The organism is Rhodovulum sp. MB263 (genome assembly GCF_002073975.1).
GTDB lineage: Bacteria > Pseudomonadota > Alphaproteobacteria > Rhodobacterales > Rhodobacteraceae > Rhodovulum.
In genome coordinates this window covers 1,418,896-1,443,778 of the sequence record NZ_CP020384.1, presented here as the reverse complement: position 1 = coordinate 1,443,778, position 24,883 = coordinate 1,418,896, and the positions used below count along the sequence as shown (strand labels likewise).

Here is a 24,883-nt window from a genome sequence, read left to right as displayed (position 1 = left end):
TCATGGATCAGCACATCGACAGGGACATGGGCTGCGTGCTCGATCCGAGCCGTCCGATCACCCCTCAGCTGCACAGTTTCCTGCGCGACCGGATCATCCGGAATGTGCTCAAGCCGGGCGACCGGCTGTCCGAAGCCGAGATCGCGCGCAGCTGCCAGGTCAGCCGCCAGCCGGTCCGCGAGGCCTTCATCAAGCTCTCGGAACAGGGGCTTCTGTCGATCCGCCCGCAGCGCGGGACCATCGTCACCACCATCGCCTTTTCCACGGTTCTCGACGCCCGCTTCGTGCGTGAGGCCATCGAGGCCGATATCGTCCGGCTGCTGGCACGCCGCCCCGCCGATCCCGCGCTGATCGCCCGGCTGCGGGCACAGATCGAGCGGCAGCGCGCCGTGGCGGGGACCGCGCCGCGCGATTTCATCCAGCTTGACGAGACCTTCCACCGGACGCTGGCCGAGGCCGCGGGCAAATCCGGGGCCTGGACGCTCATGGAAGGCCTGAAATCGCAGATGGACCGGGTCCGCTTCCTGGCGCTGGGACGGTTTCCGGTCGACAAGCTGATCGCCCAGCACGCGGCCATCGTCGAGGGCATTGCCCAGGGTGACCCCGTCGCCGCCGATGCCGCCGCGCGGGCGCATCTGCGCGAGATCCTGAACGACCTGCCCACGATCATGGCTGACAATCCCGGCTTCTTCGATGGCATGTGGGCCGATACCAATACCGAGACCAATAACGAGACCACTGGAGGAGACCCGATATGACATCCGCATGGAAACTGCCCGGGCTGGCCGCGGCCGCGCTGATCGCGGGGCTGGCCGCCACGCCGACGCTGGCGCAGGAGATCACGCTCAAGCTCGGCCACCTCGCCAACGAGGACAATCCCTGGCACAAGGCCTCGCTCAAATTCGGCGAAGAGCTGTCGGCGCTGACCGACGGGCGGATCGCGGTCGAGGTCTATCCGAATGAAAGCCTCGGCAAGGAGATCGACCTGATCAACGGCATGCAGCTCGGCACGGTCGACATGACGATCACCGGCGAGAGCCTGCAGAACTGGGCGCCGATGGCGGCCCTTCTGGCCCTGCCCTATGCCTACAAGTCGATCGAGCACATGGATGCGGTCGCCTCGGGCGAGATCGGCCAGCAGATCGAGGCGCAGATCGTCGAACGCGCGCAGATCCGCCCCGTCACCTATTTCGCCCGCGGCGCGCGCGAGCTGACCTCGAACCGTCCGATCGAGACCCCCGACGATCTGAAGGGGCTGAAGATGCGGGTTCCGAACGTGCCGCTCTTCGTCGATGTCTGGAAATCGCTCGGCGCCCAGCCGACGCCGATGGCCTTCTCGGAGGTCTTCACCTCGCTGCAGAACGGCACCATCGACGCGCAGGAAAACCCGCTGGCGCTGATCCGCTCGGCCAATTTCAACGAGGTGCAGGACTACCTCAACCTCACCGACCATGTGCGCTCCTGGATCTACCTGACCATCTCCGAACTGACCTGGGCCAAGCTCTCGCCCGAGGATCAGGCCGCGGTGATGGAAGCCGCCAGCCGCGCCCAGGCCTATGAGCGCGAGCTGTTCGAGCAGAGCCTCGCCGACGACCGCGCCTGGCTCGAAGAGCATGGCATGACCTTCGTCGAGGTCGACAATGCCGCCTTCGCGGCGAAGGCCAAGGACGCCGTCCTGGCCAATGTCGGCGCCGAGATCCGGCCCGTGGTCGAGCAGATCTTCGCCGAATGATCCGGACGGAAATGCTTAACGAGTGACGTTTCTTAACGAGTAGGACCGGCCGGCCCTTCCGCGATGGGGCCGGCCGGCACCCGACGACCAAGACCCCAAGAGTTCAAGAGCCCCAGCGCCCCAGAGGTCCCATGCCCAAGACCGAACGCTTCATAACGATCGTCACCGCCCTTGCCCGCATCGGCGCGGGGGTCTCCTTCGCGGTCCTGATCGGCGCCGTGCTGGTTCAGGTGGTCGGCCGCAGCTTCGGGAATTCGCCGGTCTGGACCGAAGAGCTGACCCGCTTCGCCCTGCTGTTCCTGATCGCCTTCGGCGCCGGGCTGTCGCTGCGCAGCGGCGACATGGTCAATGTCGACATCGTCTGCGAGGCCCTGCCCGGACGATGGCCCTGGCGGCTGCGGCTGGTCTCGGCGCTCGCGACCGGCGGGATGGCGCTTTACCTGCTGCCCCATGCCTGGCGCTTCGTCAGCATCGGCCGGATGCAGAGCTCGCCCGCGCTGGGTCTGAAGATGAGCTATGTCCATGTCACCGTCTTCGCGATGCTGGCACTGATCGCCCTCTTCGCCGCGCTGCGCGTGCTGGGCATGCTGACCGGCACCGAGGATGGCACCCCCGAGAAGGCCGAGGAAATCTGATGGAAGTCTGGGTTCTGTTCGGCCTCTTCGCAGGCGGCCTCGTGATCGGCATTCCGGTCGCTGTCACGCTCGGCCTCTCGTCGCTGGGCTATCTGCTGCTGACGGGGATCCCCCCCGTGGTCATGCCGCAGAAGATGTATGCCGGCATGGATGTGTTCGTGCTGCTCTCGATCCCGGGCTTCATCCTCGCGGGCAACCTGATGAACCAGGGAGGCATCACCAACCGGATCGTGCGCTTTGCCAATGCGCTGGTCGGCTGGATCCGCGGCGGGCTCGGCCTGACCAATATCGCGGCCTCGATGCTCTTTGGCGGCATCACCGGCACCGCCGTGGCCGATGCCGCCTCGATCGGGGGCGTGATGATCCCCGGCATGAAGAAGGCGGGCTATCCGGCCGATTATTCGGCCGCCGTCACCGCCGCCTCATCGACCGTCGGGCCGATCATCCCGCCCTCGGTGCCGATGATCATCGTCGGCGCGCTGTCGGGGATCTCGGTCGGCAAGATGTTCCTCGCGGGCGCCGTTCCGGGCATCCTGATGGGGCTTGCGATGATGGTGACGGCCTATGTCATTGCCCGGCGCAAGAACTTCCCGCGCCAGCCCTGGCAGGGCTTCGGCGAGGTCGCCCGCAGCTTCGGCGGCGCGATCTGGGCCATCGCCATGACCTTCCTGATCATCTACGGGCTGTTGTCGGGCCTTGCCACGCCGACCGAGACCGCCGTGGTGGCCAGCGTCTATGCCGTGATCGTCGGCTGCTTCATCTACCGCGACCTGCCGCTTCGGCGGGTGCCGAAGGTGATCGTCGACAGCGCCGTCTCTGCGGCCGGCATCCTGGCGCTTGTCGGCTTTGCCAATGTGTTCGGCTGGATCCTGGTGGCGGAACGCATCCCGCAGGCCATCGCCCAGGGCGTGCTGTCGATCACCGACAACAAGTTCCTGGTGATTCTGATCATCAACCTGCTGCTGCTGTTCGTCGGCATGTTCATGGAAACCATCGCCGCGCTCATCATCCTCTTCGTGCCGCTGCTGGCGCTGGCCCAGGCGGTCGGCATCGACCCGCTGCATTTCGCCACCTTCGCGGTCCTGAACCTGATGATCGGGCTGACCACGCCACCGGTCGGCGTCTGCCTCTTCGTCTGCGCGGGCATCGCCCGGCTGCCGCTGACCCCGGTCGTCATCGCCATCCTTCCCTTCCTTGCAACCAATATCGCGGTGCTGCTGCTCGTCTCCTACGTGCCCGCCATCGCGACCTGGCTGCCTTCCGTCCTGATCCCATAGGAGCCTCCAATGGACACCCGCGTCTGCCGCCTCTACGGCCCCCACGACATCCGCATCGAGACCATGCCCCTGGAGGGTCCCGCCCCCGGCGAGGTGCTGGTCGCGGTGGGCGCGGGCGGCATCTGCGGGTCGGATCTGCACTACTATCACGATGGCGGCTTCGGCCCGGTCCGGGTGCGCGAACCGATCGTGCTGGGCCACGAGGCGGCGGGCACGGTGATCGCGCTCGGCGACGGGGTCACCGGGCTGGCCCTCGGGCAGACGGTAGCGCTGAACCCGTCGCAGCCCTGCGGCACCTGCCAGTATTGCCAGCAGGGCATGTTCAATCACTGCCTCGAGATGCGCTTCCGCGGCTCGGCGATGCGCCTGCCGCATGAACAGGGCCTGTTCCGCGACCGCATCGCCATCGGCGCCGCGCAATGCGTGCCGGTGGCGCCGGGCATCTCGCTTGGCCAGGCCGCCTGCTCCGAGCCGCTGGCGGTCTGCCTGCATGCCCGCCGGATCGCGGGCGACCTGACCGGCAAATCGGTGCTGGTGACCGGCGCGGGCCCGATCGGTGCGCTTTGCGCGGCGGTCGCGGCCGAGGGCGGCGCCGCCGAGGTTGTGGTGACAGACCTGCAGGACGTGCCGCTCGAGGTCGCGCTGCAGATGGGCGCCACGCGGATCGTCAACATCGCCCGCGACACGGCCGCGCTCGAGGCCTATGGCGCCGACAAGGGCCGCTTCGACGTGGTGTTCGAATGCTCGGCCGCCGCCCCCGCCATCGGCCAGGCCATCGCCACGCTGCGCCCGCGCGGCATCCTCGTTCAGGTCGGCGTCGCAGGCGAGATCCCGGTGCCGCTGAACCTGATCGTCGGCAAGGAGATCCAGGTGCGCGGCACCCACCGCTTCCACCCCGAATTCGCCGAGGCGGTCGCGGCGATTTCCTCGGGCCGCATCGACGTGCGCCCGATGATCAGCGCCAGCTTCCCGCTCGAAGACGTCGAAGCGGCCTTCGAGGCCGCGGGCGACCGGACCCGCGCGGTCAAGGTGCATCTGAGCTTCGAGCCGGCCTGATCCCGTCGCGGCGGCCCGCAACCGTTGCCGAGCTGCCGAAAACCCGGGGAGGGGCGCCGTGGCGCGCCCGGTCCCTTGCCCTGTCGTCAAGAAGAGGCTTGCACACGGCGAGGTTGTGACAGAGGCTCGGGCTATGGCAGAAGCCGAGCCTGGAGTGCCGCACATGATATCCGCCACGCATACCGCGCTCGAGACCGCAAGCAGCAACGGCGCCGGGACCATACCGCTTGGTCGCGCGCCCGATGGCAGCCCGGTCGAGGCGCTCTGGATCGCACGGGCCGGAACCCGCGCCCGGATCATGACCTGGGGCGCCACGCTGATGGACCTGCGGCTGGACGGCATCGGCCACTCTCTGGTGCTGGGCAGCCCCGGGCTTGCCCCCTATGCGGGACCGATGCGCGATTTCGGCGCCGTGGTCGGCCCGGTCGCCAACCGCATCGCCGGGGCCTCGGCGCCGCTTGGCGGACGGCGGCTGCGGCTCGAGGCCAACGAGGCCGGCCGTACCATGCTGCATGGCGGCTCCGCAGGCAGCTCGGTCCGCAACTGGCGGATCGAGAGCGCAGGCGCCACCGCCTGCCGCCTCGGCCTGTCGCTGCCCGAAGGCACCGGCGGCCTCCCCGGTCCGCTGACGCTCCGGGCCCGCTATTCCATCGATGGCGAGGGCGCGCTCGAGATCCTGCTCGAGGCCGAAAGCGGCGCCCCCACCTTCTGCAATCTCGCCCCGCACAGCTACTGGTGCCTCGACGGCAGCGGCACGCTCGACGCCCATATGCTCGAGATCGCGGCCGAGGCCTATCTGCCGGTCGATGCGGCGCTGATCCCGGTCGGGGCGCCCGCGCCGGTGGCCGGGACCCGCTTCGATTTCCGCCGCCCGCGCCCGGTCCGCACTCCCGGCGCGGCACCGCTCGATCACAATTTCTGCCTCGGCGATGCGCCCGGTCGCCTGCGTCCCGCCTGCCGGCTGTCGGTCCCCGGCATCTCCCTCGATCTGTCCACGACCGAACCCGGTCTGCAGGTCTATGATGGCGGCGGGATCGATACCGGGCCCTTTCCCGGCCATCAGGGCCACCCCTACCGCGCCCATGCAGGCCTTGCGCTCGAACCCCAGCACTGGCCGAATGCCCCGAACCGGCCCGATTACCCCTCGGTCCTGCTGCGCCCCGGCGAGACCCGCCGACAGCTCTCGCGCTTTCACCCGCGCCGCAGCGGCGCGCCCCGGCCGGAGTGACGGCAGATGACCGGGGCACGCTGGCTCGCCACCGATTGGGGCGCCACGTCGCTCCGGGTCTGGGCCATGGCCGGGCGCGAGGTGCAGGCCGAAGGCGCCTCCGAACTCGACCTCGAGCGCCTTGCCCCCGCCGATTTCGAGCCCGCCCTGCTGGCGCTGGCCGACAGCATGCTGCCCCCGGACGAGGTCACGCCGGTTCTGGCCTGCGGCCTGGCCGGGGCACGACACGGCTGGGTCGAGGTCCCCTATGCGCCCCTGCCCTGCTGCCCGAGCGCCAGACAACCGGTGCGCGCGCCCAGCACGGATCCGCGCCTCTCGGTCGGCATCCTGCCCGGTCTCTGCCAGACCGAACCGCCCGACGTGATGCGCGGCGAGGAAACCCGGGTCGCCGGTTTCCTCGCTGCGCGTCCGGAGTTCGACGGAACCCTCTGCCTGCCCGGAACGCATTCCAAATGGATCCGGCTTTGCGGTGGCATGATACTGGCCTTCCGGACCGCGATGACGGGTGAACTCTACCGGCTGCTGGTGCGGGCCTCGACCCTGCGCCGCGCCTTCGACGACATCTGGAATGACGGCCTCTTCCATGCCGCCGTCGACGAGGTCTTCCACCACCCCGAGCGGATGCCCGGGGCTCTGTTTTCCCTGCGCGCCAGCGCGCTGCTCGATCCGCGGGCAACGGGACAGATCCGGGGTCGGCTGTCGGGGCTTCTGATCGGCAGCGATCTCGCGGCGATGCGCGACCTGTGGCAGGGGCACCCGGTCGCGGTTCTGGGCAGCGAGCGCCTGTCGCAGCTTTATGTCTCGGCGCTCTCCGAGCATGGCGCCGAGGTCGAAACCGTCGCGCCCGACCGGCTGACCCTGGAAGGCCTGATCGCGACTTTCGAGCAGACCGGAGCGGCGACCCTGACCGCACCATGAGCGCTTCCGGCGCGGCGCAGAGCGGGCCCCGCCTCAAGCATCTGGCGCTGCCCGGCCCCAGCGACAGAGCGTTCCCTTGCCTGCCCCGCCCGAAGGAACCCGGCGAAGTCCTCCACCACCCGAGAGCGGACCTATCCCGATAGAATCGCCCCGCTGCAACGCCCTGAAACGGCGCATATGGACCATGATCCCGGCCAGCCGGGACGATCACTGCGCCCGCTGCGACCGTCATGCCCCGTCCTGCCGCGCACCCCGGGCCCAGGCCCGGCATCTGCGGCTCGGCAATCTGATCGGCGTGGAGCCGCCAGGAACCCTCCCGGAACGATCCGGGGACCGGCCGGAGCGAAGCCCGCCCCGCGCCGGTCTGCCCTCGATCCGTTCCCCACCGCGCGCTCCGCAAGCGGCATCCGGGTCTCTCGTCGATCGGCCTGCGACATGCGCAAGCCCCCCGGAAACGCAGGCCCCGCGCGCCCGATCGCCCCGTCCGCTGCGCAGCCGGCGACGGAACGGCGCCCGTCTTCCCCCTCGTCGAGCCGAGAGCTTCCATCTCCGCGCGGCCTTGGGGAGAGATCGAAGTCATCGCTGCGATGGCGGATCCGGATATCGACGCTCTGGCGTCTCGACGATCGATCCGCGCCCCTAAGATCTTCTGTCGCGTCACCGAAGCCCCACGAGACCGGACGGCAGCCTGCCGCGCATGGCTTTCGACGCACCCCCGTCGCGATCTGCATCGATCCCACCGCATGCGCGGGCCACCCCGCTCATCCCAGCTCCACGAGACCGCCCGGCGCGGGGCCGCCACGGGCTTCGGCATCCGCAAGCCTAGGCGCCCCAACCCTGTCCTTCTTCTTGGTCAAAATACCCCGGGGGACGTCCGAAGGACGGGGGGCGGAGCCCCCTCACCGGCCGCAGCCGGTCACGCGCGACCGCGCTGTCCGCCCCATCAAGGGCCACGGCATCCTTTCCGCCGCCGGGCAGAACCAACGCCGGACCAAGACCGTGACCGGACGCGCCGCCCCGGCAGAGGCCGAAGCGGCCGGCCATTGCCGCCTCAGTGATTGTCGCGCGGCAGATCTCGGGCGATCCGCCGATAGGCCGTGGCCAGTTCCAGACAGCCGCCATCGGCCAGCTGGCCGACATTGGCGCGGTAGATCTCTTCCCAGGGGGTCTGGCTCACGATCTCGGACGGCTCCCAGGCCTCGCGCCTCAGCTCCCATTCCGCCTCATCGACCAGCGCATCGAGCCGCGAGGCGTTCAGATCGAGCCGCACCCGGTCGCCGGTTTTCAGAAGCGCCAGCCCGCCCCCCACCACCGCCTCGGGCGAGGCGTTCAGGATCGAGGGGCTTTCCGAGGTCCCCGATTGCCGACCGTCGCCGACCGTCGGCAGATGCCTGACCCCCTTCTTCACCAGCGCATCCGGCGGCTGCATGTTCACCACCTCGGCCGAGCCCGGATAACCGACGCAGCCGACATTGCGGATGAAGAGCATCGCGCTTTCGTCGATCTCAAGCTCGGGATCGTTGATCCGGGCATGGTAATCCTCGGGGCCCTCGAACACCACGGCGCGGGCCTCGTGCACGCCCTCGCGCCCCGGCTCGGACAGGAAGCGCGCGCGGAACTCGTCCGAGATCACCGAGGTCTTCATCAGCGCCGACGAGAACAGGTTGCCCGAGAGCACCTTGAACCCGGCCTGCGCCCGCAAGGGCGCGTCATGTGGCGCGATCACGTCGGGGTCGGTGGAACAGACCCCCTCGAGGTTCTCGGCCATGGTGCGGCCGGTCGCAGTCATCGCGCCGACAAGCAGCCGCCCGGCCCGGGCCAGCTCGGCCATCACCGCAGGCACCCCGCCCGCGCGGAAGAAGCTTTCGCCCAGGTAATCGCCCGCGGGCTGCATGTTCACGAGAAGCGGCACGTCATGGCCGATCTTTTCCCAGTCGGTCACGTCCAGCTCGACGCCTGCATGCCGCGCGATGGCCTGCAGATGCGGCGGCGCATTGGTCGAGCCGCCGATGGCGCTGTTGACGACGATGGCATTCTCGAAGGCGGCGTGGGTCAGGATGTCGGACGGCTTCAGATCGTCCAGCACCATCTGAACGATCCGCCGGCCGGTCTCGTAGGCCATCGCCATCCGCTCGCGGAATGGCGCGGGGATCGCGGCATTGCCGGTCAGGCTCATCCCCAGCGCCTCGGCCATGGCGTTCATCGTCGAGGCCGTGCCCATGGTGTTGCAATGCCCGAGCGACGGCGCCGAGGAACAGACCCGGTCCATGAACTCGTCATAATCGATCCTGCCCTCGGCCAGGAGGCGCCGGCTTTCCCAGACGATGGTGCCCGAGCCCGCGCGCTTGCCCTTCCACCAGCCATCGAGCATCGGACCGCCATTGAGCGCAATCGCCGGGATGTCGACCGTCGCCGCCCCCATCAGCATGGCGGGCGTGGTCTTGTCGCAACCGGTGGTCAGCACCACCCCGTCCAGCGGATAACCATGCAGGATCTCGACCAGCCCCAGATAGGCCAGGTTGCGGTCGAGCGCGGCGGTCGGCCGCTTGCCGGTCTCCTGCAGCGGATGGACCGGAAATTCCATCGGCACGCCGCCCGCCTCGCGGATACCTGCCTTGATCCTGTCCATCAGGAAGACGTGGATCTTGTTGCAGGGCACCAGATCCGAGCCGCTATTGGCGATGCCGATCACCGGGCGGCCAGATTGCAGCTCGCCCCGGGTGAAGGTCTGGTTCTGGTAGCGCTCGACATACAGCGCGGTCATGCCCGGGTTGTTCGGGTTGTCGAACCATTCCTGAGACCGGAACCGTCCATTCGCGCGCGTGTCGGCCATTCCTTTCCTCCGCTTGTCGGCCTTTGCCTCTCCCCTCGCCCATCAAAGGCAACCAGCTTCGCCGATCAGGGGACCGGTCGCGGCCCTCGGGGCGAGCATTCCGATCCGGTATACCGAATGCAAGGCCAATCGGGCCCGAAAGCCGGAAAGCCCCCGATCGCGACCGCCCCCCCGGCGACGGCCACCATTCCCGGGGGACGTCGCCGAAGATCGGCCTCGGCAGGCCAGGCGTTCCCACCCGACTGTCCCCGCCCGCCCACTTCCGACCGCCCCTGGCCGCGCAAAGCCCCGCACAAGACCGCGTGCAGAACCAGGCGGAGAACTCCGACCGAAGGGAGGCCTTCATCCCGGCATTTCTCCTGGGCTGGCGGATCCGAAGCGGCCGACAGGCCCGGCCCCGGGGGAATGCCCATGACGCCTCTTCACTTTGCTGATGGCCTGTCGTGGCCTGTTGCGCTTTCGGTCCTGACGATGCCGGGCCGACCCAAGGCATTGGCCGCAGAGGGGCGCGATAACAACCGTTACGCTATCGGCCCGCCCCGGATCCGCAGGCCCGGACCGCTCGTCGAGCCCCCCTCCGGGCCCGCGACCTGCCCGCACCAGAGCGCCGCCCCTAGGGCAGGTCCGCTCCCGAGACCGGGAGCGCTCCGGCCCTGCCGCAGCAGCCTCGTCTTCGCGATGCCGCTCCTCGGTCGGCCCCGGCAGCAGGCAACCTCTTGAGATCCGGGCCTTCCGGTCGATGAACGCGCAAGCCCCCTTCGGGTACGGTCCCCGATACAGCCCGGCGACAGAAAGGCCCGGTTTTGGGCCGTCGCGCCTGTGCGGAGCCGGCATGCCTCACCGTTCCGCATCGCGGAGGTCCCGCCAAACGCCCGCAGCGCCATGGGCATGCCGGAAACCTTAATATCATTTATCATCAGATGGATTGAGGACATTTCTCAGGTTGCGATACGATCCGGAAACATCCGTTCCCGCTTCCGGCAGGAGGCCCGCGAATAGGCTTGTTCCGCGCCGTCCGGAACGACATCCTCGCTGAAACCTTCGCGCGGTTGCGCGCGCCTGTCTGACGAAAGGCTCCTTCATGACCGATACCGCCCTGCTGATCTGCGGCACCGCCTTCACCATGGATGAGCGCGCCCGACTGTCGACAGCCATCTCCTCCGTCTTTGTCGAGAGCCCCGCCGCGCTTGACGGGCTCGACCCCGGCCTGTGCGCGCGCATTCGCGCCGTCGCCTACAAGGGCCAGACCCGCTTTGGCGCGGCCGAGATGGCCGCGCTGCCCGGGCTGGGGCTGATCGCCAATTTCGGCGTCGGATATGATGCCATCGACGTGGCCGCCGCCACCGCAGGCGGCATCCGCGTCACCAACACTCCGGACGTTCTGAACGATGATGTCGCCGATATGGCGGTGGGGCTGATCCTCGCACAGGCGCGCGGCCTCCTGCGCGGCGATGGCTGGGTCCGAAGCGGCCGCTGGGGCAAATTCGGGGCGATGCCGCTTGCCCGGAAGGTCTCCGGGGCGCGGGCGGGGATTGTCGGGCTGGGCCGGATCGGGCGCGAGATCGCCGACCGGCTCGCCGCCTTCAAGATGGAGATCCACTACCATTCGCGGCAGCGGAAAGAGACCCCCGGCTGGCGCTATCACGCCGATCCGGTCAGCCTTGCCGGCGCGGTCGATTTCCTTGTCGTGGCGCTGGTCGGCGGGGAGGAGACCCGGAATTACGTCTCGGCCGAGGCGATTGCCGCGCTCGGGCCGACGGGCGTGCTGATCAACATCTCGCGCGGCACGACGGTCGACGAGAAGGCCCTTCTGGCCGCGCTCGAACAGCGCCGGATCGCGGGGGCCGGGCTTGACGTCTATCTCGACGAGCCCGCCATCGATCCGCGCTTTCAGGGGCTCGACAATGTGGTGCTGCAACCGCATGCGGGCTCGGCCACCGTCGAGACCCGGCGCGCCATGGCCGAGCTGCAATTGGCCAATATCCAGGCCTTTCTCGATGGTGAGCCGCTGCCGAGCCCCGTCAACTGAGACCCGTCAACTGAGGCCGGAGCCGAGGCCGGCTCAGGCCCCGGCGCTCGCCGCAAAGAGGCCGGGCGCCAGCGCGCCGCGCTGTCCGATCACCCGGGCGGCAAGCGCCGCCGCCTGCGCGACCGCCTCGGCCGGTGAGGCCCCGGTCGCCCGAGCGGCCAGAAAGCCCGCCGCGAAACTGTCGCCCGCGGCGGTGCTGTCGACCACCCGGGCAACCGGCACCGGCGCGATCTCGGCCTCGGCGCCCTCGGCGAAAAGACGGATCGGGGCGGCGCCGTTCTTGACCACCACCGTCGTCGCCCCGGCCTCGCGGTAGCGCGCCACGGTGGCTTCGGGCGCGGCATCGCCGAAGGCCGCCTGTTCCTCGTCGAAGGAGGGCAGCACCGTGTCGGCGACCGAGGCGCCCAGCATCAGCCCGGCCCGCATCTCCTCCGGGTCGGCCCAGAGCCGCGGCCGGACATTGGTGTCGAAACTCACCCGCGCGCCCGCCGCCCGCGCCCGCCCGAGTGCGGCGCAAAGCCGTTCGCGCGCCTCGGGCGCGAGGATCGCCAGCGTGATCCCCGAGACATGCAGCAGGTCGCGGCCCGCAAAGGCGCGGTCGAGCCAATCCGGATCGTCGGCCATCGCCTTCGCCGCCGCCTGCCCGCGCCAATAGGAAAAGCTGCGCTCCCCGTCTTTCAGCGCGATCATGTAAAGCCCCACCGTGCGCCCCTCGATCCGGCGGATCGCCTCGGTCGCCAGCCCCTCGGCCGCCATGAAGGCCAGCATGTCGTCCGACACCGCATCCGTCCCGACCGCGGTCGCATAGCCCACCGACCAGGTTTCGGGCAGCAGCCGCCGGGCATACCAGGCGCAGTTGAAGGTGTCCCCGGCGAACCCCATGCGAAAGAGCCCGTCCCGATCCGGGGCAAGCTCCACCATGCATTCGCCGATGGCGAGAAAGGAATGATCCGGCATCTGTCTCCCTGCGACCCTGGCCAAAGCGGCGTTTGTGCAACGATCCCGGTTCTATCCCCTTTTCCGCCCGCTCCGCTAGGGACCGGCCCGCCATTTCCCGCCGCAAACGGCTTGGGAAACCCGGCCACCGGATCGAAGCTCTGCAATCGAGGCCCTTGCCCCGTCCGGAATGCCGCCGCCGGTTCACAGCCTGCGGCGGGCGATCCCGGCCGATGACACGAGGCACCTAGGAATCGTCGGCCGCGAAGCGTGCCATCCAGCCCAGGCTGTCATCGGTGAGCCCGTCGGGGCGATATTCGGCCCCGATCGGCGCGGTGTGACCAAGCCGCTTTAGCAACTCGAAGACATGGCCGTAATCGAGCTCGCCCCGGTCGGGCGGGCCGCGGTCGGGCACGCCGGCCACCTGCACATGACCGATCAGCGGCATCAGCGCCTTGAGCCGGGACGACACATCGCCCTCGGCGCGCTGCACATGGTAGCAGTCGAACATCATCCTGAGATTTGGCGCGGCCACGCGTTCGATCATCGCCACCGCCTCGGCGGTGCTGGCCAGCGCATAGCCCGGCACGTCATGCGGGTTGATCGGCTCGATCAGGATGCCGATGCCATAGGGGCCGGCCTCGAGACAGGCATAGGCCAGTGTCGCGGCCAGCGCGGCCTCGGCCTCGGGCCCGCGCGCGCATCCGGCCATGGCATGGATCTGCCCCACGCCGAGCGCGGCAGCCCAGGCGATGGACTGATCGATCGCCTCGCGCGCCTCGGGCCCGCGCCCGGGCAGCGCGCAAAGCCCGAATTCGCCCGCCGCAAGATCGCCGGGGCGGGTGTTGAGCGAGAGCATCGGCAGATGGGTCTCGTCGAGCGCGGCGCGGATCGCGGCCCGCGGCGTGTCATAGGGCCAGTGGCATTCGACGGCAGAAAACCCGGCGGCGGCGGCCGCGCGGATCGCATCGGGCAGCTCGAGCTCGCGCCAGAGAAACCCAAGATTGGCAGAGAATTTCACATCCCCCTCCGGACCGGTCTCGGCCGCGCACCCCGTCCTCATCGCTAGCGGCGCCACAGCGAAGCTGTCAAGCGCGCCCTTCCCTGCCCGCCGCTTCCGGTGTATCGCGAATGCCCCACCCCCCGTTCCGGAGCCCGGATGACTGTCGCCGCCCCCTTCGAAATCTTTCTCGCCGCCCTGCCCGGGCTCGAGCCGCTTCTGGCCGAAGAGGCCCGCGCGGCGGGTTTTGCCGCGCCCGCAGTGGTGCCCGGCGGCGTCACCGTGACGGGCGGCTGGCCCGAGGTCTGGCGCGCCAATCTGGTCCTGCGCGGCGCCTCGCGGGTGCTGGTCCGGATCGGCACCTTCCGCGCCTTCCATCTGGCCCAGCTCGACAAGCGCGCCCGGAAGATCGACTGGGCGGCGGTGCTGCGGCCCGACCGGCCGGTCCGGGTCGAGGTGCAGTGCCGGGCCTCGAAGATCTACCATGCCCGCGCCGCCGCCCAGCGGATCGAGCGCGCCATCGCGGAAACGCTGGGCGCGCCCATCGGCGGCGAGGAGGCGCTCGCGCTCAAGGTCCGGATCGACGACAATCTGGTGACGCTCAGCCTCGACAGTTCGGGAGAGCCGCTGCACCGGCGCGGCCACAAGCAGGCAGTCGGCAAGGCACCGCTGCGCGAGACCATGGCCGCGCTCTTCCTGCGCGCCTGCGGCTTCGACGGCACCGAACCTGTGCTCGATCCGATGTGCGGCTCGGGCACCTTCCCGATCGAGGCGGCCGAAATCGCGGCGGGCCTTGCGCCCGGCCGCGACCGCAGCTTCGCCTTCGAGGACTTCGCAAGCTTCGATGCCGTTGCCTGGGCCGCGATGAAGGCGCCCCCGTCCGTGCTTCCGAGCGGGCTCCGTTTCTTCGGGTCCGACCGCGACGACGGGGCGATCCGGATGGCCAGCGCCAATGCCGCGCGCGCGGGTGTCGCGGACCTGACAGACTTCCGCCGCCACGCGATCAGCGACCTGGCCCGGCCCGAAGGCCCGCCCGGTCTGGTGATTGTCAACCCGCCCTATGGCGCGCGGATCGGCGAGCGAAAGCTTCTTTTCGCGCTGTACGGCGCCCTCGGGGCGACGCTGCGCGAGCGGTTCGCAGGCTGGCGGGTCGGGCTCGTGACCAGCGACGAGGGGCTTGCGCGGGCAACGGCCCTGCCCTTCCTGCCGCCCGGTCCGCCGGTGGCCCATGGCGGGCTGAAGGTGCGGCTGTTCCGGACCGCGCCCCTGCCCTGACCTGCCCGCCCGCGACCGGCGTTCCGTCATGGGTATTTTCGCCAAGAAGAAAGCAGGTTCCGTCTTCTTCCTGGCAGAAATACGCGAAAGACACGGCCCCGGCGGAGGCCTCCGTTGCGTGCCCGCGCGGACCGCGCCCTGCCCGAACGGCGACGGATCGGCGTCAGGGCAGTTCGATGAAACTCCCATAGGGGAACTTCATCTGCCAGGCCCCTTCGCGCCCGGCATGATGCAACGCGGCCCGCATCAGCCCGGCATGCGAGACGGCAAGCACCCGCCCGGGCCCGCGCATCTCTTCGAGAAAGGGCACGACGCGGGCAAAGAACATGCCGACGCTTTCGCCGCCATGGGGGCGCGACTCGTAGAAATGCCCCGCCCAGTGATCGAGCCCGTCGCGCGGGACCTCGGACCAGGGGATACCTTCCCAGGCACCGAAATCGATCTCGATCAGGCGCGGATCGGGTTCGACCGGCAGCCCCCGCGCCGCGCCGATATGCTCGGCCAGGCAGGTGCAGCGCAGAAGCGGGCTGGTCAGGATCCGGTCGATGGCGGGCAGCGTCGCCAGCACCTCGGCCGCCTCCTCGGCAAAGCTTGTCGCCGGCGGGTAGTCGGTGCGGCCATAGCAGGTGCCCTCGGCGACATCCGGCCGGGTGTGGCGCAACAGGATCAGGCCCATGCCAGCAGCCCCAGCAGGATCGCGATCTCGGCCACCTGCTGCACCGCGCCGAGCCCGTCGCCGGTATGACCGCCGAGCCGCCGCATCAGCATCCGCGCCATGACGAGCGTGGCCGCGACGGTCAGCGCCAGCACCGTCAGCGCGGCGGCGAAACCCGCGCCGATCCAGAGGCCCAGCATCAGCACCCCGCCCGTCGTCCAGGCGATGGCCATGCCGTCGCGGCCGGGACCGGCTGCGGCGAAGGCCGCCTTGCCCTCGTCGCGCGCATAGGGGAGGCGCACCATCACCGCCACCGAGGCCAGCCGGCTGAGCCCATGCGCCGCAAGAAGCCCCCCGGCCGCCGCCCAGCCGCCCGCCGCGGCACCGAGCCCGGCAAGTGCCGCGCCCTTCAGCGCCAGCGCCAGCATCAGGGTCACCGCGCCATAGCTGCCGATCCGGCTGTCGCGCATGATCTCGAGCGCGCGCGCACGGGTCAGCCCGCCGCCAAGCCCGTCGGCCATGTCGGCCAGCCCGTCCTCATGCAGCGCCCCGGTCAGCCGCACGCCGACCACAAGCGTCAGCACCGCCGCGACCGCCGGCGGAAAGACCGCCGCAGCCAGGGCGAAGACCAGCCCCAGAGCCGCACCGATCAGCGCGCCGCAAAGCGGGAAGTAGCGCGTCGCCCGGCGCATCCGGTCGGGCGTATAGCCGGCATCGGCGGGCAGCGGCAGGCGGGTGACGAATTGCAGCGCCAGCACGACCAGCCGCGCCTCTTCGCCCAGTCGGGCGGCCGGGGTCATTGCGGCCCCGTGACGCCGGCATCGTCGAAGCTGGCCATGGTGTTCAGCATCTCGCCCGCCGCGACCAGCAGCGGCCAGGCCAGCAGCGCGCCGGTACCCTCGCCGAGCCGCAGCCCGAGCCGCAGCAGGGGCTCGGCCCCCAGCGCATCGAGCAGCACGCCATGGCCCTGTTCCTCGGACCGGTGCGAGAACACCATCGCGGCCCGGGTCGAGGGCGCGACCCGCGCCGCGATCAGCGCGGCCGCCGTCGCGATGAAGCCGTCGACGATCACCACCTTGCGCGCCTCGGCCGCGCCGATCATCGCCCCGGTCATCATCGCGATCTCGAAACCGCCATATTCGGCCAGCGTCTCCTTCGGCCCCAGCGCGCCGGTCCGCGCCGCGGCCCGTTCCAGCACCTGGCGCTTATGCGTCAGACCGTCATCGTCGAGCCCGGTACCGCGCCCGACCAGAGCCTCGAGCCCGACCCCGGTCAGCTTGTGGCCCAGCGCCGCGGCCGAGGCGGTATTGGCAATGCCCATCTCGCCATAGGCCACCGCATCGGCCGGGCTTTCGGCGCCCAGCCTGCGGCCCTCCTCAAGCGCGCGGTCGCAGTCCTCGGCGCTCATCGCGGGCTCGTGCAGGAAGCTTTTCGTGCCTGCGCCGATCCGGCGCTCGATCAGCCCCTCGCGGCCGAAGGGCGCGCCCGCGATCCCGGCATCGACGACCTTCATCCGGGCGCCGACGGCGCGGGCGAAGGCATTGGCCCCGGCGCCGTCCGCCAGGTAGTTCAGCACCATCTGCCGCGTCACTTCCTGCGGAAACCTCGACACGCCCTCGGCCGCGATGCCGTGATCGGCGGCAAAGATCGTCAGTTCGCAGGTCTTCATCCGCGGGCTCAGCGTGCCCTGGACCGTGGCCATGAGCGTCGCCAGATCTTCGATCCGGCCGAGCGAACCCAGCGGCTTGGTCTTGAAATCGATCTTGTGCTGGAGCGCAGCGGCGAAATCGGTATCGGTGCTCATCCCGTGGGGCCTTTCGTTTCTGTCGCGGCGTGTCTTAGGACGGGGCGGCAGAGGCTGCAATCGGCGCGAGCGCATGGCGGGCAAGGCGCCGCACCTGCCCGCCCGGCGATCCGGGCCGCGCGGGCCCCGCATATCCGGCCGGGCGCCAGCGCCATCACAGCGCCGCGACAGGGCGGGACGGCGCCGAAACCGTTGCATGCCAGGGCCGGGTCTGAGACAGTTGGGCAGTTGGAACCAGCTTCATGGATCCGGGATATTGCTCGATATGAGCCAGTTTGCGTCCCCGCCTGCCGACGCCGCCCCTGCCGGGCAACGCCCGGCGGCCCGGCCCGCACCGTGCCCCCTGCCCGGAATTGCGCAACCGAAGAGACGGGCAGGACAGCTGGCCGCAAGGCCCGGTCGCGCCAGCCTGTCGGCCATGCCATCGCTCAAGGCCCGCACCCTGTGGCCGCCGCACCCGCCAGGCGCTGTCGGCCGCACCCCCGGCGTCCCGCCCGCGACCGGCATGCCGAAGCGGCCTTCCCGGGCAGAGGATGCGCCACGCGCGGTCGCTTCGGGCGTTTGGGAAACCATTGCACCGGACGCGCGCGGGCAGGTCGGCATCGCCGAAGCCGCTCCGGCCCGGCCCGGCCCGTTCGCAAGCTGCACCGGAACGGAGGGATCTTGACCGCTGCGACCGGATATTTCGGAAAGATCCCGAGCGCCGGACATCTCGTCACCCAGGGGGTTCCCGGCCTGCTGCGGATCGCGCTCGAGCGCTGGATGATCGCGCATCTGGCGACCCGCGCGGCCTGGCCCGGATTCTGGCCCCGAACCGGGCTGCGGGCAACGCTCGATCTGGAGAGGGGCACGCTCACCGCGCTGATCCTGCCCAGTCGGGACCGCTCGGGGCGGCCCTTTCCGCTGGCCTGTTGCCGGATGCCCGGGCTCAACTGGGAAGCGGCGGACCGCTGGTGCGACGGGGCGCTTGCGACCGCGCAGGCGGCGACGGCGGGCGCGCTCTCCTCCGCGAGCCTTGGCGCCGCGCTGGCCGCGCTGCCCCTCCTGCGCAGCGATGACCCGGAGCCCGGGCTCTGGGTCGCCAACCCGCCGGCGGAGGAAGAGCGGACGGTAGCGGAGATCCTGACCGAGCTGATGGGACCGATCGGTGCGGTCTGACCGGGCAGGCACCGCTCCCACCCCGCATGTCGCCGCCTGAGGGCCGTACCGCGACGGGCTGACGCAGCGCCCCGCAATCCGGAGCGAACTTGATCCAGGTCAAGGCTCAATACTTTAATTATTCCAAATTCAATAGCGCGCGACATCCAAGAAAACGGTTTCCTCCATGACACGCCTCATCGCAACAGCCCTCCTCTCGACCGCCCTGGCCGTCCCGGCCGCAGCATCCGAATTGCGCGACATGGCGCTCGACTATTTCGAGCCATTGCCATCGACCGTGCCGCAGATTGCAGATAACCGCATCACCCCCGAGAAGATCGAGCTCGGCAAGGCGCTGTTCTTCGATCCGCGGCTTTCGGCTTCGGGGGTCTTCTCCTGCTATTCCTGCCACAACCTGACCACCGGCGGCGACGACAACCTGGAAACCTCGATCGGCCATGGCTGGCAGAAGGGGCCGCGGAACTCCCCGACCGTGCTGAACTCGGTGCTCAACATCGCCCAGTTCTGGGACGGCCGCGCCGAAGACCTGAAGGCCCAGGCCAAGGGGCCGGTGCAGGCCGGGGTCGAGATGGCCAACACCCCCGACAATGTGGTCGCGACGCTGAACTCGATGGGCCAGTATATCGACTGGTTCGAGGCCGCCTTCCCGGGCGAGGCCGATGCCGTCAGCTTCGACAACATGGCCCGCGCCATCGAGGCCTTCGAGGCGACGCTGATCACCCCCGCCCCCTTCGATGCCTTTCTCAACGGCGACGAGATGGCGCTCGACGAGACCCAGAAAGAGGGGCTTCAGCTCTTCGTCGACAAGGGCTGCGTGACCTGCCACAACGGCGTCAACCTGGGTGGCAACGGCTATTTCCCCTTCGGTCTGGTCGAGAAGCCCGGCGCCGACATCCTGCCCGAGGACGACAAGGGCCGCTTCGCGGTGACGGCGACGGCCAGCGACGAATATGTCTTCCGCGCAGCCCCTCTGCGCAACGTCGCGCTGACGGCGCCCTATTTCCACTCGGGCAAGGTCTGGGACCTGAAGACCGCCGTGCAGGTGATGGGCACGGCCCAGCTCGGCGAGGACGTCTCGGACGCCGAAGCCGAAAAGATCGTGGCCTTCCTCGACAGCCTGACCGGGACCATGCCCGCGATCACGACGCCCGTGCTGCCGCCCGAAACCGCCACCACGCCGCGGCCGACCGCCGAGGTGCTGCAACGCTAAGCCCGATCGCCTGTCTCCGGGCGTCCTTCAGGGGCCGGCACTCCCGTCGGCCTCCTTTTTGCCCGCCCCGTTTTGCCTGAACGGTTTGCCGCGCCCTTTATGCGCGCTCTTTGCCGGTTCCCTTGCAAGCCGGCTTTCATGGGAACCCGTTCTGCCGCCCCCGAGCCCGTCCCCGCCCCGGGCCGGCCGGTCCGGATGCCGAGATTACGGCAAGCGCTCTCCGGCCGGGATCAAGCCCGGAAAGGCGCGCGTCATTCCAGGAATCGTCACAGCCTTGTCGGGATCCCTTCACATGAATGCCGAAATATCCGGCAGCGAGAGATCTTCTGTCTGCCTTTCGGGCAGCCCGGTTCGAAAAAACGGAATGTGACCTGTCATTTTGTCCCGTTCCCGACAAGAGAATGGACAAGTGCCGGGAAGCATCGGACTCTGCAACCATAAGCATAGAGATGCGCGATGCCTTCCTCCAGTTTTACCCTGAGCGGCAGCCCAGCGCTGCCCAAATTCGACATTAACGAGCGTTTCCCGCTCGATACGGTCTGCGAGGCCGCAAAGATCCTGACCGGCGCAAGCGACCCGGTCGCGGCCATGCCCTCGGTGCTGAACGTTCTGTCCTCGTTCATGGGGCTCAGGATGGGTGCGCTGGCGCTGCTTGACGACAGCGGGGCCGGCTCCGGCCGAACCGGGGTCAATCCCTTCGTGATCGCCGCCACGACGCAGGGCGCCTCGAGCGCGCCTGCGACCAGCCGGGCGATGCCGGTCGCCGCCACAAGGGCGGTGTTCCGGACCGGGGTGGCGCTTGTCTCCTGCGACGTGGCGGGCGAACTCGGACCCGACGCGCTGCCACCGCAGGCGCCGCATGACCGCTTCGCCTTCATCGCCGTGCCGATCCGCGAACAGGTGCATTCGCCCTATGTGATCGGCGTACTCGGTGCCTGGCGCGACCTGACCGAGGATCTCCATCCCAATATCGACGAGGATCAGCGGGTGATGACCATGGTCGCCGCCATCCTCGAACAGTCGGTCAAGTTCCGCCGCCTGGTCGCACGCGACCGCGAGCGGTTGATGGAAGAGGCCCGGCTGGCGCTGCGCCATGCCAATGAGAAGGCCGCCGCCGAGGTGACGCTGCCGGCCGAACCGATCAGGGGCATCATCGGCGACAGCCCCGCGATCAAATCGGTGATCGCCCAGATCCGCAAGGTGGCCCAGACCCGGACGCCGGTGCTTCTGCGCGGCGAAAGCGGTACCGGCAAGGAGTTGTTCGCCCGCGCGGTGCATGCGCTCTCGGATCGCAAGGACAAGCCCTTCGTCAAGGTCAACTGCGCGGCGCTGAGCCAGACGCTGCTGGAATCAGAGCTTTTCGGCCATGAGAAAGGCTCCTTCACCGGGGCGATGGCGCAGAAGAAGGGCCGGTTCGAGCTGGCCGACAAGGGCACGCTCTTTCTCGACGAGATCGGCGAGATCGGCCCCGAATTCCAGGTCAAGCTTCTGCGGATCCTGCAGGAGGGCGAATTCGAGCGCGTCGGCGGCACCCGGACGCTGCGTGTCGATGTGCGGCTGGTGACCGCGACCAACAAGGACCTCGAAGCGGCGGTGGCGCGCGGCACGTTCCGGGCCGACCTCTATTTCCGGATCTGCGTCATCCCGATCCTGCTGCCGCCGCTGCGCGATCGGCTGGAGGACGTGCCGAAACTGGCCCAGGCCTTCCTGAACCGGTTCAACGAGCAGAACGGGATGAACAAGCGGATGACCGCGCAGGCCATGGTGGCGCTGGCGCGCTGCCAGTTCCCGGGCAATGTGCGCGAGCTGGAGAACTGCATCAGCCGGGTCGCGGCGCTGTCCTCGGGCACCGAGATCGGCGCGCAGGAGCTGGCCTGCCATCAGGGCACCTGCCTGTCGGCCGAGCTCTGGCGGATGCAGACCGGCGAGCAATCCCCCATCGGCGGGCTCGCGGCCGCCGTGCGCACGCCCTTGCCGGTCATCGACAGCGGCGCGGGCCAGCGCCCCCCGGCCGCCGCCTGTCCGGCCGGCTTCGGCGAGGCGCCGGTTGCCCCGCCCATCGGCCGGCCTCCGGCCGCCGCCTTCGCCGCCGAACCGCAGGACGAGCGCACCCGTCTGATCGATGCGATGGAGCGCGCGGGCTGGGTCCAGGCCAAGGCCGCACGGCTGCTGGGCCTGACACCGCGCCAGATCGGCTATGCGTTGAAAAAGCACGACATTCCGCTTCGGAAGTTCTGATCCGCGCAGCGCAGCGCGAAAGGCAGCCCCGAACGGCCCGGCCCTTTCCCCGATATGCGGCGCGGCAATTCCGACGGCGCCGCAGGGATCGCGCATCGGTTCGCATCGGGTCCGGGCATGCTGGCGGAAAATCTGCGAAGACCTTGCCGTTTGGGGGCTGCCATGCCGAGGCGGCCGTTCGCTTCCTGTCGGAAGGCGTTTCCGCAAAGCTGCATGGGAATAGGGTCGTCATGGCGGGCTGCGCGGCAGCCCTGAAACCGGATGGCCTGTGCCGCAAAGGCTCTCTACGAGCAGCGGTTCGATGAATATCCTGCCCCCCCTCGCGGATCTCCGGCAGTACCTCCGGAACAGCCCGATTGCGGTCGGCCCCGAGGCCGCAGTCACGCCGAAACGGTTGGCGAACAATCCATCGGGCCTTGTTCGGCTGCGAAATCACCGATGGCAGACCGCACCGCCCCCGGAATGCCCTCAAAAGAAGCGGCATGGCAGAAGACCGGGTCTGCGTTTCCCCATCGTCGCGCGCGAGATCAGGATGCAACGGCCCCATCCGGAAACGGAAGGCTCGCATCCGGGACGAGGGGCCTTCTGTCCGGATAGCGCGGGTCCAACTCTTCGGCCATGTCCGGGAGCCCCTCGCCAAGGTCGGGGGACGCATGAGTGCGGTTCCGCGCAGGGCACATCCCGCCCTGCACGGCCGGCGCCCCGCCCTCGAAACAGCTCAAGGCCCCCGTCCGAAACCTGAAGCATTCGAGACGGTGACGGCTGACAGGCCGGGATCGACTGGACGAATGCCAGAGCTGTCCTTCGGAATGCCGGGGCCATGAGCCAGAAAATCCCGCCGGTCCGGGTAAGCAAAGTGCGAAGAACGAAGGCGCCGATATGCGGAAGCTGACGGATCATGTCGCATTGCTGCACGCGCCTGCCGCGAAAAGCCATTCTGCCCGGTCGACGGCCCGGATCCGTCATGGTGTCGGCGCGCCCTGACCCGCGCCCCATCCGGCAAGGGGCGCCCGCCCCCCCGACACCGAATGTCGGGTTTCATACGTTTGTCGCCCCCCGTGTCCCTTGCACCAGCCTGCCATGCCGCCGCTCTGCCCGCAAAACCGGGATTTGCCGCCCTGCCAGATCATGGCACGCTTTGTGCTTCTTTCCTCTCGGAACCCGATTTCTGCGAGGAGACCCGCCCATGTCCGTCACCCCGATCCCGATTTCCGGCCTGCAGGTGTCCTCCCGCAAGGAGATGGGGGCGGCGATGACCGGGGGCGGCGGCTGCAGCTCGGGCGCCTGCGGGTCGTCGCAGGGGCCGGCCGACATGGACCCCGAGACCTGGGCCAGGGTCAAGGACCATCCCTGCTATTCGGAAGAGGCGCATCATTACTTCGCGCGGATGCATGTCGCGGTCGCGCCCGCCTGCAACATCCAGTGCAACTACTGCAACCGCAAATACGACTGCGCCAATGAAAGCCGCCCGGGCGTGGTCTCGGAACGGCTGACGCCGGAACAGGCGGCGCGCAAGGTGCTGGCCGTCGCCGCCTCGGTACCCCAGCTCTCGGTGCTGGGGATCGCGGGCCCCGGCGATGCGGCCTATGACTGGCGCCGTACGCAGGCCACCTTCGCGCTGGTCGCGAAGCAGCTGCCCGACATCAAGCTCTGCCTCAGCTCGAACGGGCTCGCCCTGCCCGATCACGTCGACGAGATCGTGGCGATGAACATCGACCATGTCACCATCACCATCAACGCCATCGACCCCGAAATCGGGCAGCATATCTACCCCTGGATCTTCCACGACGGCAAGCGCCGCACCGGGATCGAGGCCGCCACCATCCTGCGCGACCGCCAGCTGCAAAGCCTCGAGATGCTCACGGCGCGCGGGGTGCTGGTGAAGGTCAATTCGGTCCTGATCCCCGGCCTCAACGACGCGCACCTGATCGAGGTGAACAAGGCCGTCAAGGCGCGCGGCGCCTTCCTGCACAACATCATGCCGCTGATCTCGGACCCGGCGCATGGCACCCATTTCGGGCTGAGCGGGCAGCGTGGACCGACCGGCGCCGAGTTGAAGAAGGTGCAGGATGCCTGCGCGGGCGGCGCCAACCTGATGCGCCATTGCCGCCAGTGCCGTGCCGATGCGGTCGGGCTTCTGGGCGAGGACCGGGGCCAGGACTTCACGCTGGACAAGCTGCCCGAAGAGATCGCGGACGCAACCGAAGCCCGCACCGCCTATCGCGACTGGGTCGCCGAGGAACGCCGCGACCGCGCCTCGGCTGCGGCCGATGCCGAGGCCGCCATCGCCGGGGCCGACAAGCCCGCGCTCTTTGCCGTCTGCACCCGCGGCTCGGGCCGGATCAACCTGCATTTCGGCAAGGCGACCGAGTTCCAGATCTACGAGGCCGATGCCCGGGGCATCCGCTTCGTCGGCCACCGCCGCGCCGATAATTACTGCCTCGGCGGGCATGGCGACGCGGCCCGCATGGACGAGATCCTGCGGGTGCTCGGGGATGTGCCCTTCCTGCTCTGCTCGAAGATCGGAGACGGCCCCAGGAAACGCCTGGCAGGGGCGGGCATCGAGGCGATCGACGGCCTCGCCCAGGACTATATCGAGACAGCCATCGCCGCTGTCCTGCACTCGAAAACCGCGCGCGCCGGCCTGTCCGCCGAACGCGCCTGAATCCGGCCAAGACCCAACCGAAGGAGACAGCCCATGGCCCTGAAGATCGTCAAATCGCAATGCACCGTCTGCGGCGCCTGCGAATTCGAATGCCCGAACGCCGCCATCAAGTTCAAGGGCGAGGCCTATATCATCGACGCCGAGAAATGCACCGAATGCGAGGGCCAGTTCGACACGCCGCAATGCGCCGCGGTCTGCCCGGTGCCCGGCACCTGCGTGCCGGCCTGAGCCCGT

20 protein-coding genes are annotated in these 24,883 nt (G+C 69.2%); 14 read left to right on the top strand and 6 right to left on the bottom strand.

Annotated elements, in window-relative coordinates:
- Positions 1-2: 2 nt before the first annotated feature.
- From B5V46_RS06905 to B5V46_RS06875, 7 genes are all read left to right on the top strand, one after another.
- Positions 3-758 carry a GntR family transcriptional regulator gene (locus B5V46_RS06905; protein WP_080615915.1) on the top strand — a complete coding sequence of 252 codons (756 nt, stop codon included), beginning with the start codon at positions 3-5 and terminating at the stop codon, positions 756-758.
- Positions 755-1,732 carry a TRAP transporter substrate-binding protein gene (locus tag B5V46_RS06900; RefSeq protein ID WP_080615914.1) on the top strand — a complete coding sequence of 326 codons (978 nt, stop codon included), beginning with the start codon at positions 755-757 and terminating at the stop codon, positions 1,730-1,732. The genes B5V46_RS06905 and B5V46_RS06900 overlap by 4 nt, the downstream gene beginning before the upstream one ends.
- 131 nt (positions 1,733-1,863) lie before the next feature.
- Positions 1,864-2,367, top strand: a complete 504-nt coding sequence (locus tag B5V46_RS06895) for a TRAP transporter small permease (RefSeq protein WP_080615913.1) — start codon at positions 1,864-1,866, stop codon at positions 2,365-2,367.
- The gene (locus tag B5V46_RS06890) at positions 2,367-3,644 is read left to right on the top strand and encodes a TRAP transporter large permease (RefSeq protein WP_080615912.1); all 1,278 of its coding nucleotides are present in this window, start codon (positions 2,367-2,369) and stop codon (positions 3,642-3,644) included. The genes B5V46_RS06895 and B5V46_RS06890 overlap by 1 nt, the downstream gene beginning before the upstream one ends.
- A 9-nt stretch (positions 3,645-3,653) precedes the next feature.
- Positions 3,654-4,700 carry an L-idonate 5-dehydrogenase gene (locus tag B5V46_RS06885; RefSeq protein ID WP_080615911.1) on the top strand — a complete coding sequence of 349 codons (1,047 nt, stop codon included), beginning with the start codon at positions 3,654-3,656 and terminating at the stop codon, positions 4,698-4,700.
- 163 nt (positions 4,701-4,863) lie between these two features.
- Positions 4,864-5,928, top strand: a complete 1,065-nt coding sequence (locus B5V46_RS06880; protein WP_080615910.1) for an aldose epimerase family protein — start codon at positions 4,864-4,866, stop codon at positions 5,926-5,928.
- A 6-nt stretch (positions 5,929-5,934) separates the two neighbouring features.
- Positions 5,935-6,846: a 2-dehydro-3-deoxygalactonokinase gene (locus B5V46_RS06875; protein ID WP_080615909.1), complete on the top strand. Its 912-nt coding sequence runs from the start codon at positions 5,935-5,937 to the stop codon at positions 6,844-6,846.
- A 1,051-nt stretch (positions 6,847-7,897) separates the two neighbouring features.
- On the opposite strand, the gene B5V46_RS06870 is transcribed toward B5V46_RS06875, so the two are convergent.
- Positions 7,898-9,679: an IlvD/Edd family dehydratase gene (locus B5V46_RS06870; RefSeq protein ID WP_080615908.1), complete on the bottom strand. Its 1,782-nt coding sequence runs from the start codon at positions 9,677-9,679 to the stop codon at positions 7,898-7,900.
- Between the two features lie 1,081 nt (positions 9,680-10,760).
- On the opposite strand from B5V46_RS06870, the gene B5V46_RS06865 reads away from it, so the two are divergent.
- Positions 10,761-11,708 carry a 2-hydroxyacid dehydrogenase gene (locus tag B5V46_RS06865; RefSeq protein ID WP_080615907.1) on the top strand — a complete coding sequence of 316 codons (948 nt, stop codon included), beginning with the start codon at positions 10,761-10,763 and terminating at the stop codon, positions 11,706-11,708.
- Between the two features lie 33 nt (positions 11,709-11,741).
- Here B5V46_RS06865 and B5V46_RS06860 read toward each other — a convergent pair whose 3' ends face one another.
- Entirely contained in the window at positions 11,742-12,665 is a 924-nt protein-coding gene (locus B5V46_RS06860; protein ID WP_080615906.1) for a sugar kinase, read from the bottom strand.
- A gap of 226 nt (positions 12,666-12,891) precedes the next feature.
- Positions 12,892-13,665, bottom strand: coding sequence for a hydroxypyruvate isomerase family protein (locus tag B5V46_RS06855; RefSeq protein WP_080615905.1), 774 nt, complete (start codon positions 13,663-13,665; stop codon positions 12,892-12,894).
- 138 nt (positions 13,666-13,803) lie between these two features.
- Between B5V46_RS06855 and B5V46_RS06850 the strand changes: the two genes are divergently transcribed.
- On the top strand, positions 13,804-14,919 hold the full coding sequence (locus B5V46_RS06850; RefSeq protein WP_080615904.1) for a class I SAM-dependent RNA methyltransferase: 1,116 nt from the start codon (positions 13,804-13,806) through the stop codon (positions 14,917-14,919).
- Between the two features lie 163 nt (positions 14,920-15,082).
- Here the strand turns inward: B5V46_RS06850 and cobC are convergent, their stop codons facing one another.
- The 3 genes from cobC to cobT are packed head-to-tail and all read right to left on the bottom strand — an operon-like array spanning position 15,083 to position 17,378.
- Positions 15,083-15,595, bottom strand: a complete 513-nt coding sequence (cobC, locus tag B5V46_RS06845) for an alpha-ribazole phosphatase family protein (protein WP_080615903.1) — start codon at positions 15,593-15,595, stop codon at positions 15,083-15,085.
- Positions 15,586-16,374, bottom strand: a complete 789-nt coding sequence (gene cobS, locus B5V46_RS06840) for an adenosylcobinamide-GDP ribazoletransferase (protein ID WP_080615902.1) — start codon at positions 16,372-16,374, stop codon at positions 15,586-15,588. Before cobS ends, cobC begins: the two co-directional genes overlap by 10 nt.
- A complete protein-coding gene (gene cobT / locus B5V46_RS06835; protein ID WP_080615901.1) occupies positions 16,371-17,378 on the bottom strand; it encodes a nicotinate-nucleotide--dimethylbenzimidazole phosphoribosyltransferase in 1,008 nt (335 codons plus the stop codon). Before cobT ends, cobS begins: the two co-directional genes overlap by 4 nt.
- Before the next feature lie 663 nt (positions 17,379-18,041).
- On the opposite strand from cobT, the gene B5V46_RS20185 reads away from it, so the two are divergent.
- The 5 genes from B5V46_RS20185 (at position 18,042) to B5V46_RS06810 (ending at position 24,877) form a co-directional block, all read left to right on the top strand.
- Entirely contained in the window at positions 18,042-18,536 is a 495-nt protein-coding gene (locus B5V46_RS20185) for a TagF domain-containing protein (RefSeq protein WP_196774366.1), read from the top strand.
- Between the two features lie 166 nt (positions 18,537-18,702).
- Positions 18,703-19,746 (top strand): cytochrome-c peroxidase, encoded by a 1,044-nt coding sequence (locus B5V46_RS06825; protein ID WP_080615899.1) that lies wholly within the window; start codon positions 18,703-18,705, stop codon positions 19,744-19,746.
- Positions 19,747-20,202: 456 nt separating this feature from the next.
- Positions 20,203-21,984, top strand: coding sequence for a nif-specific transcriptional activator NifA (gene nifA / locus B5V46_RS06820; protein ID WP_080615898.1), 1,782 nt, complete (start codon positions 20,203-20,205; stop codon positions 21,982-21,984).
- Between the two features lie 1,186 nt (positions 21,985-23,170).
- Positions 23,171-24,649: a nitrogenase cofactor biosynthesis protein NifB gene (gene nifB / locus B5V46_RS06815; RefSeq protein ID WP_080615897.1), complete on the top strand. Its 1,479-nt coding sequence runs from the start codon at positions 23,171-23,173 to the stop codon at positions 24,647-24,649.
- A 33-nt stretch (positions 24,650-24,682) separates the two neighbouring features.
- Positions 24,683-24,877, top strand: coding sequence for a 4Fe-4S dicluster domain-containing protein (locus B5V46_RS06810; RefSeq protein WP_080615896.1), 195 nt, complete (start codon positions 24,683-24,685; stop codon positions 24,875-24,877).
- Positions 24,878-24,883: the final 6 nt, after the last annotated feature.

Excerpts from the sequence above, each read along its gene's own strand:
- B5V46_RS06905 (WP_080615915.1), top strand. The coding sequence starts at position 3 with ATGGATCAGCACATCGACAGGGACATGGGCTGCGTGCTCGATCCGAGC.
- B5V46_RS06900 (WP_080615914.1), top strand. The coding sequence starts at position 755 with ATGACATCCGCATGGAAACTGCCCGGGCTGGCCGCGGCCGCGCTGATC.
- B5V46_RS06895 (WP_080615913.1), top strand. The coding sequence starts at position 1,864 with ATGCCCAAGACCGAACGCTTCATAACGATCGTCACCGCCCTTGCCCGC.
- B5V46_RS06890 (WP_080615912.1), top strand. The coding sequence starts at position 2,367 with ATGGAAGTCTGGGTTCTGTTCGGCCTCTTCGCAGGCGGCCTCGTGATC.
- B5V46_RS06885 (WP_080615911.1), top strand. The coding sequence starts at position 3,654 with ATGGACACCCGCGTCTGCCGCCTCTACGGCCCCCACGACATCCGCATC.
- B5V46_RS06880 (WP_080615910.1), top strand. The coding sequence starts at position 4,864 with ATGATATCCGCCACGCATACCGCGCTCGAGACCGCAAGCAGCAACGGC.
- B5V46_RS06875 (WP_080615909.1), top strand. The coding sequence starts at position 5,935 with ATGACCGGGGCACGCTGGCTCGCCACCGATTGGGGCGCCACGTCGCTC.
- B5V46_RS06870 (WP_080615908.1), bottom strand. The coding sequence starts at position 9,679 with ATGGCCGACACGCGCGCGAATGGACGGTTCCGGTCTCAGGAATGGTTC.
- B5V46_RS06865 (WP_080615907.1), top strand. The coding sequence starts at position 10,761 with ATGACCGATACCGCCCTGCTGATCTGCGGCACCGCCTTCACCATGGAT.
- B5V46_RS06860 (WP_080615906.1), bottom strand. The coding sequence starts at position 12,665 with ATGCCGGATCATTCCTTTCTCGCCATCGGCGAATGCATGGTGGAGCTT.
- B5V46_RS06850 (WP_080615904.1), top strand. The coding sequence starts at position 13,804 with ATGACTGTCGCCGCCCCCTTCGAAATCTTTCTCGCCGCCCTGCCCGGG.
- cobC (WP_080615903.1), bottom strand. The coding sequence starts at position 15,595 with ATGGGCCTGATCCTGTTGCGCCACACCCGGCCGGATGTCGCCGAGGGC.
- cobS (WP_080615902.1), bottom strand. The coding sequence starts at position 16,374 with ATGACCCCGGCCGCCCGACTGGGCGAAGAGGCGCGGCTGGTCGTGCTG.
- cobT (WP_080615901.1), bottom strand. The coding sequence starts at position 17,378 with ATGAGCACCGATACCGATTTCGCCGCTGCGCTCCAGCACAAGATCGAT.
- B5V46_RS06825 (WP_080615899.1), top strand. The coding sequence starts at position 18,703 with ATGACACGCCTCATCGCAACAGCCCTCCTCTCGACCGCCCTGGCCGTC.
- nifA (WP_080615898.1), top strand. The coding sequence starts at position 20,203 with ATGCCTTCCTCCAGTTTTACCCTGAGCGGCAGCCCAGCGCTGCCCAAA.
- nifB (WP_080615897.1), top strand. The coding sequence starts at position 23,171 with ATGTCCGTCACCCCGATCCCGATTTCCGGCCTGCAGGTGTCCTCCCGC.
- B5V46_RS06810 (WP_080615896.1), top strand. The coding sequence starts at position 24,683 with ATGGCCCTGAAGATCGTCAAATCGCAATGCACCGTCTGCGGCGCCTGC.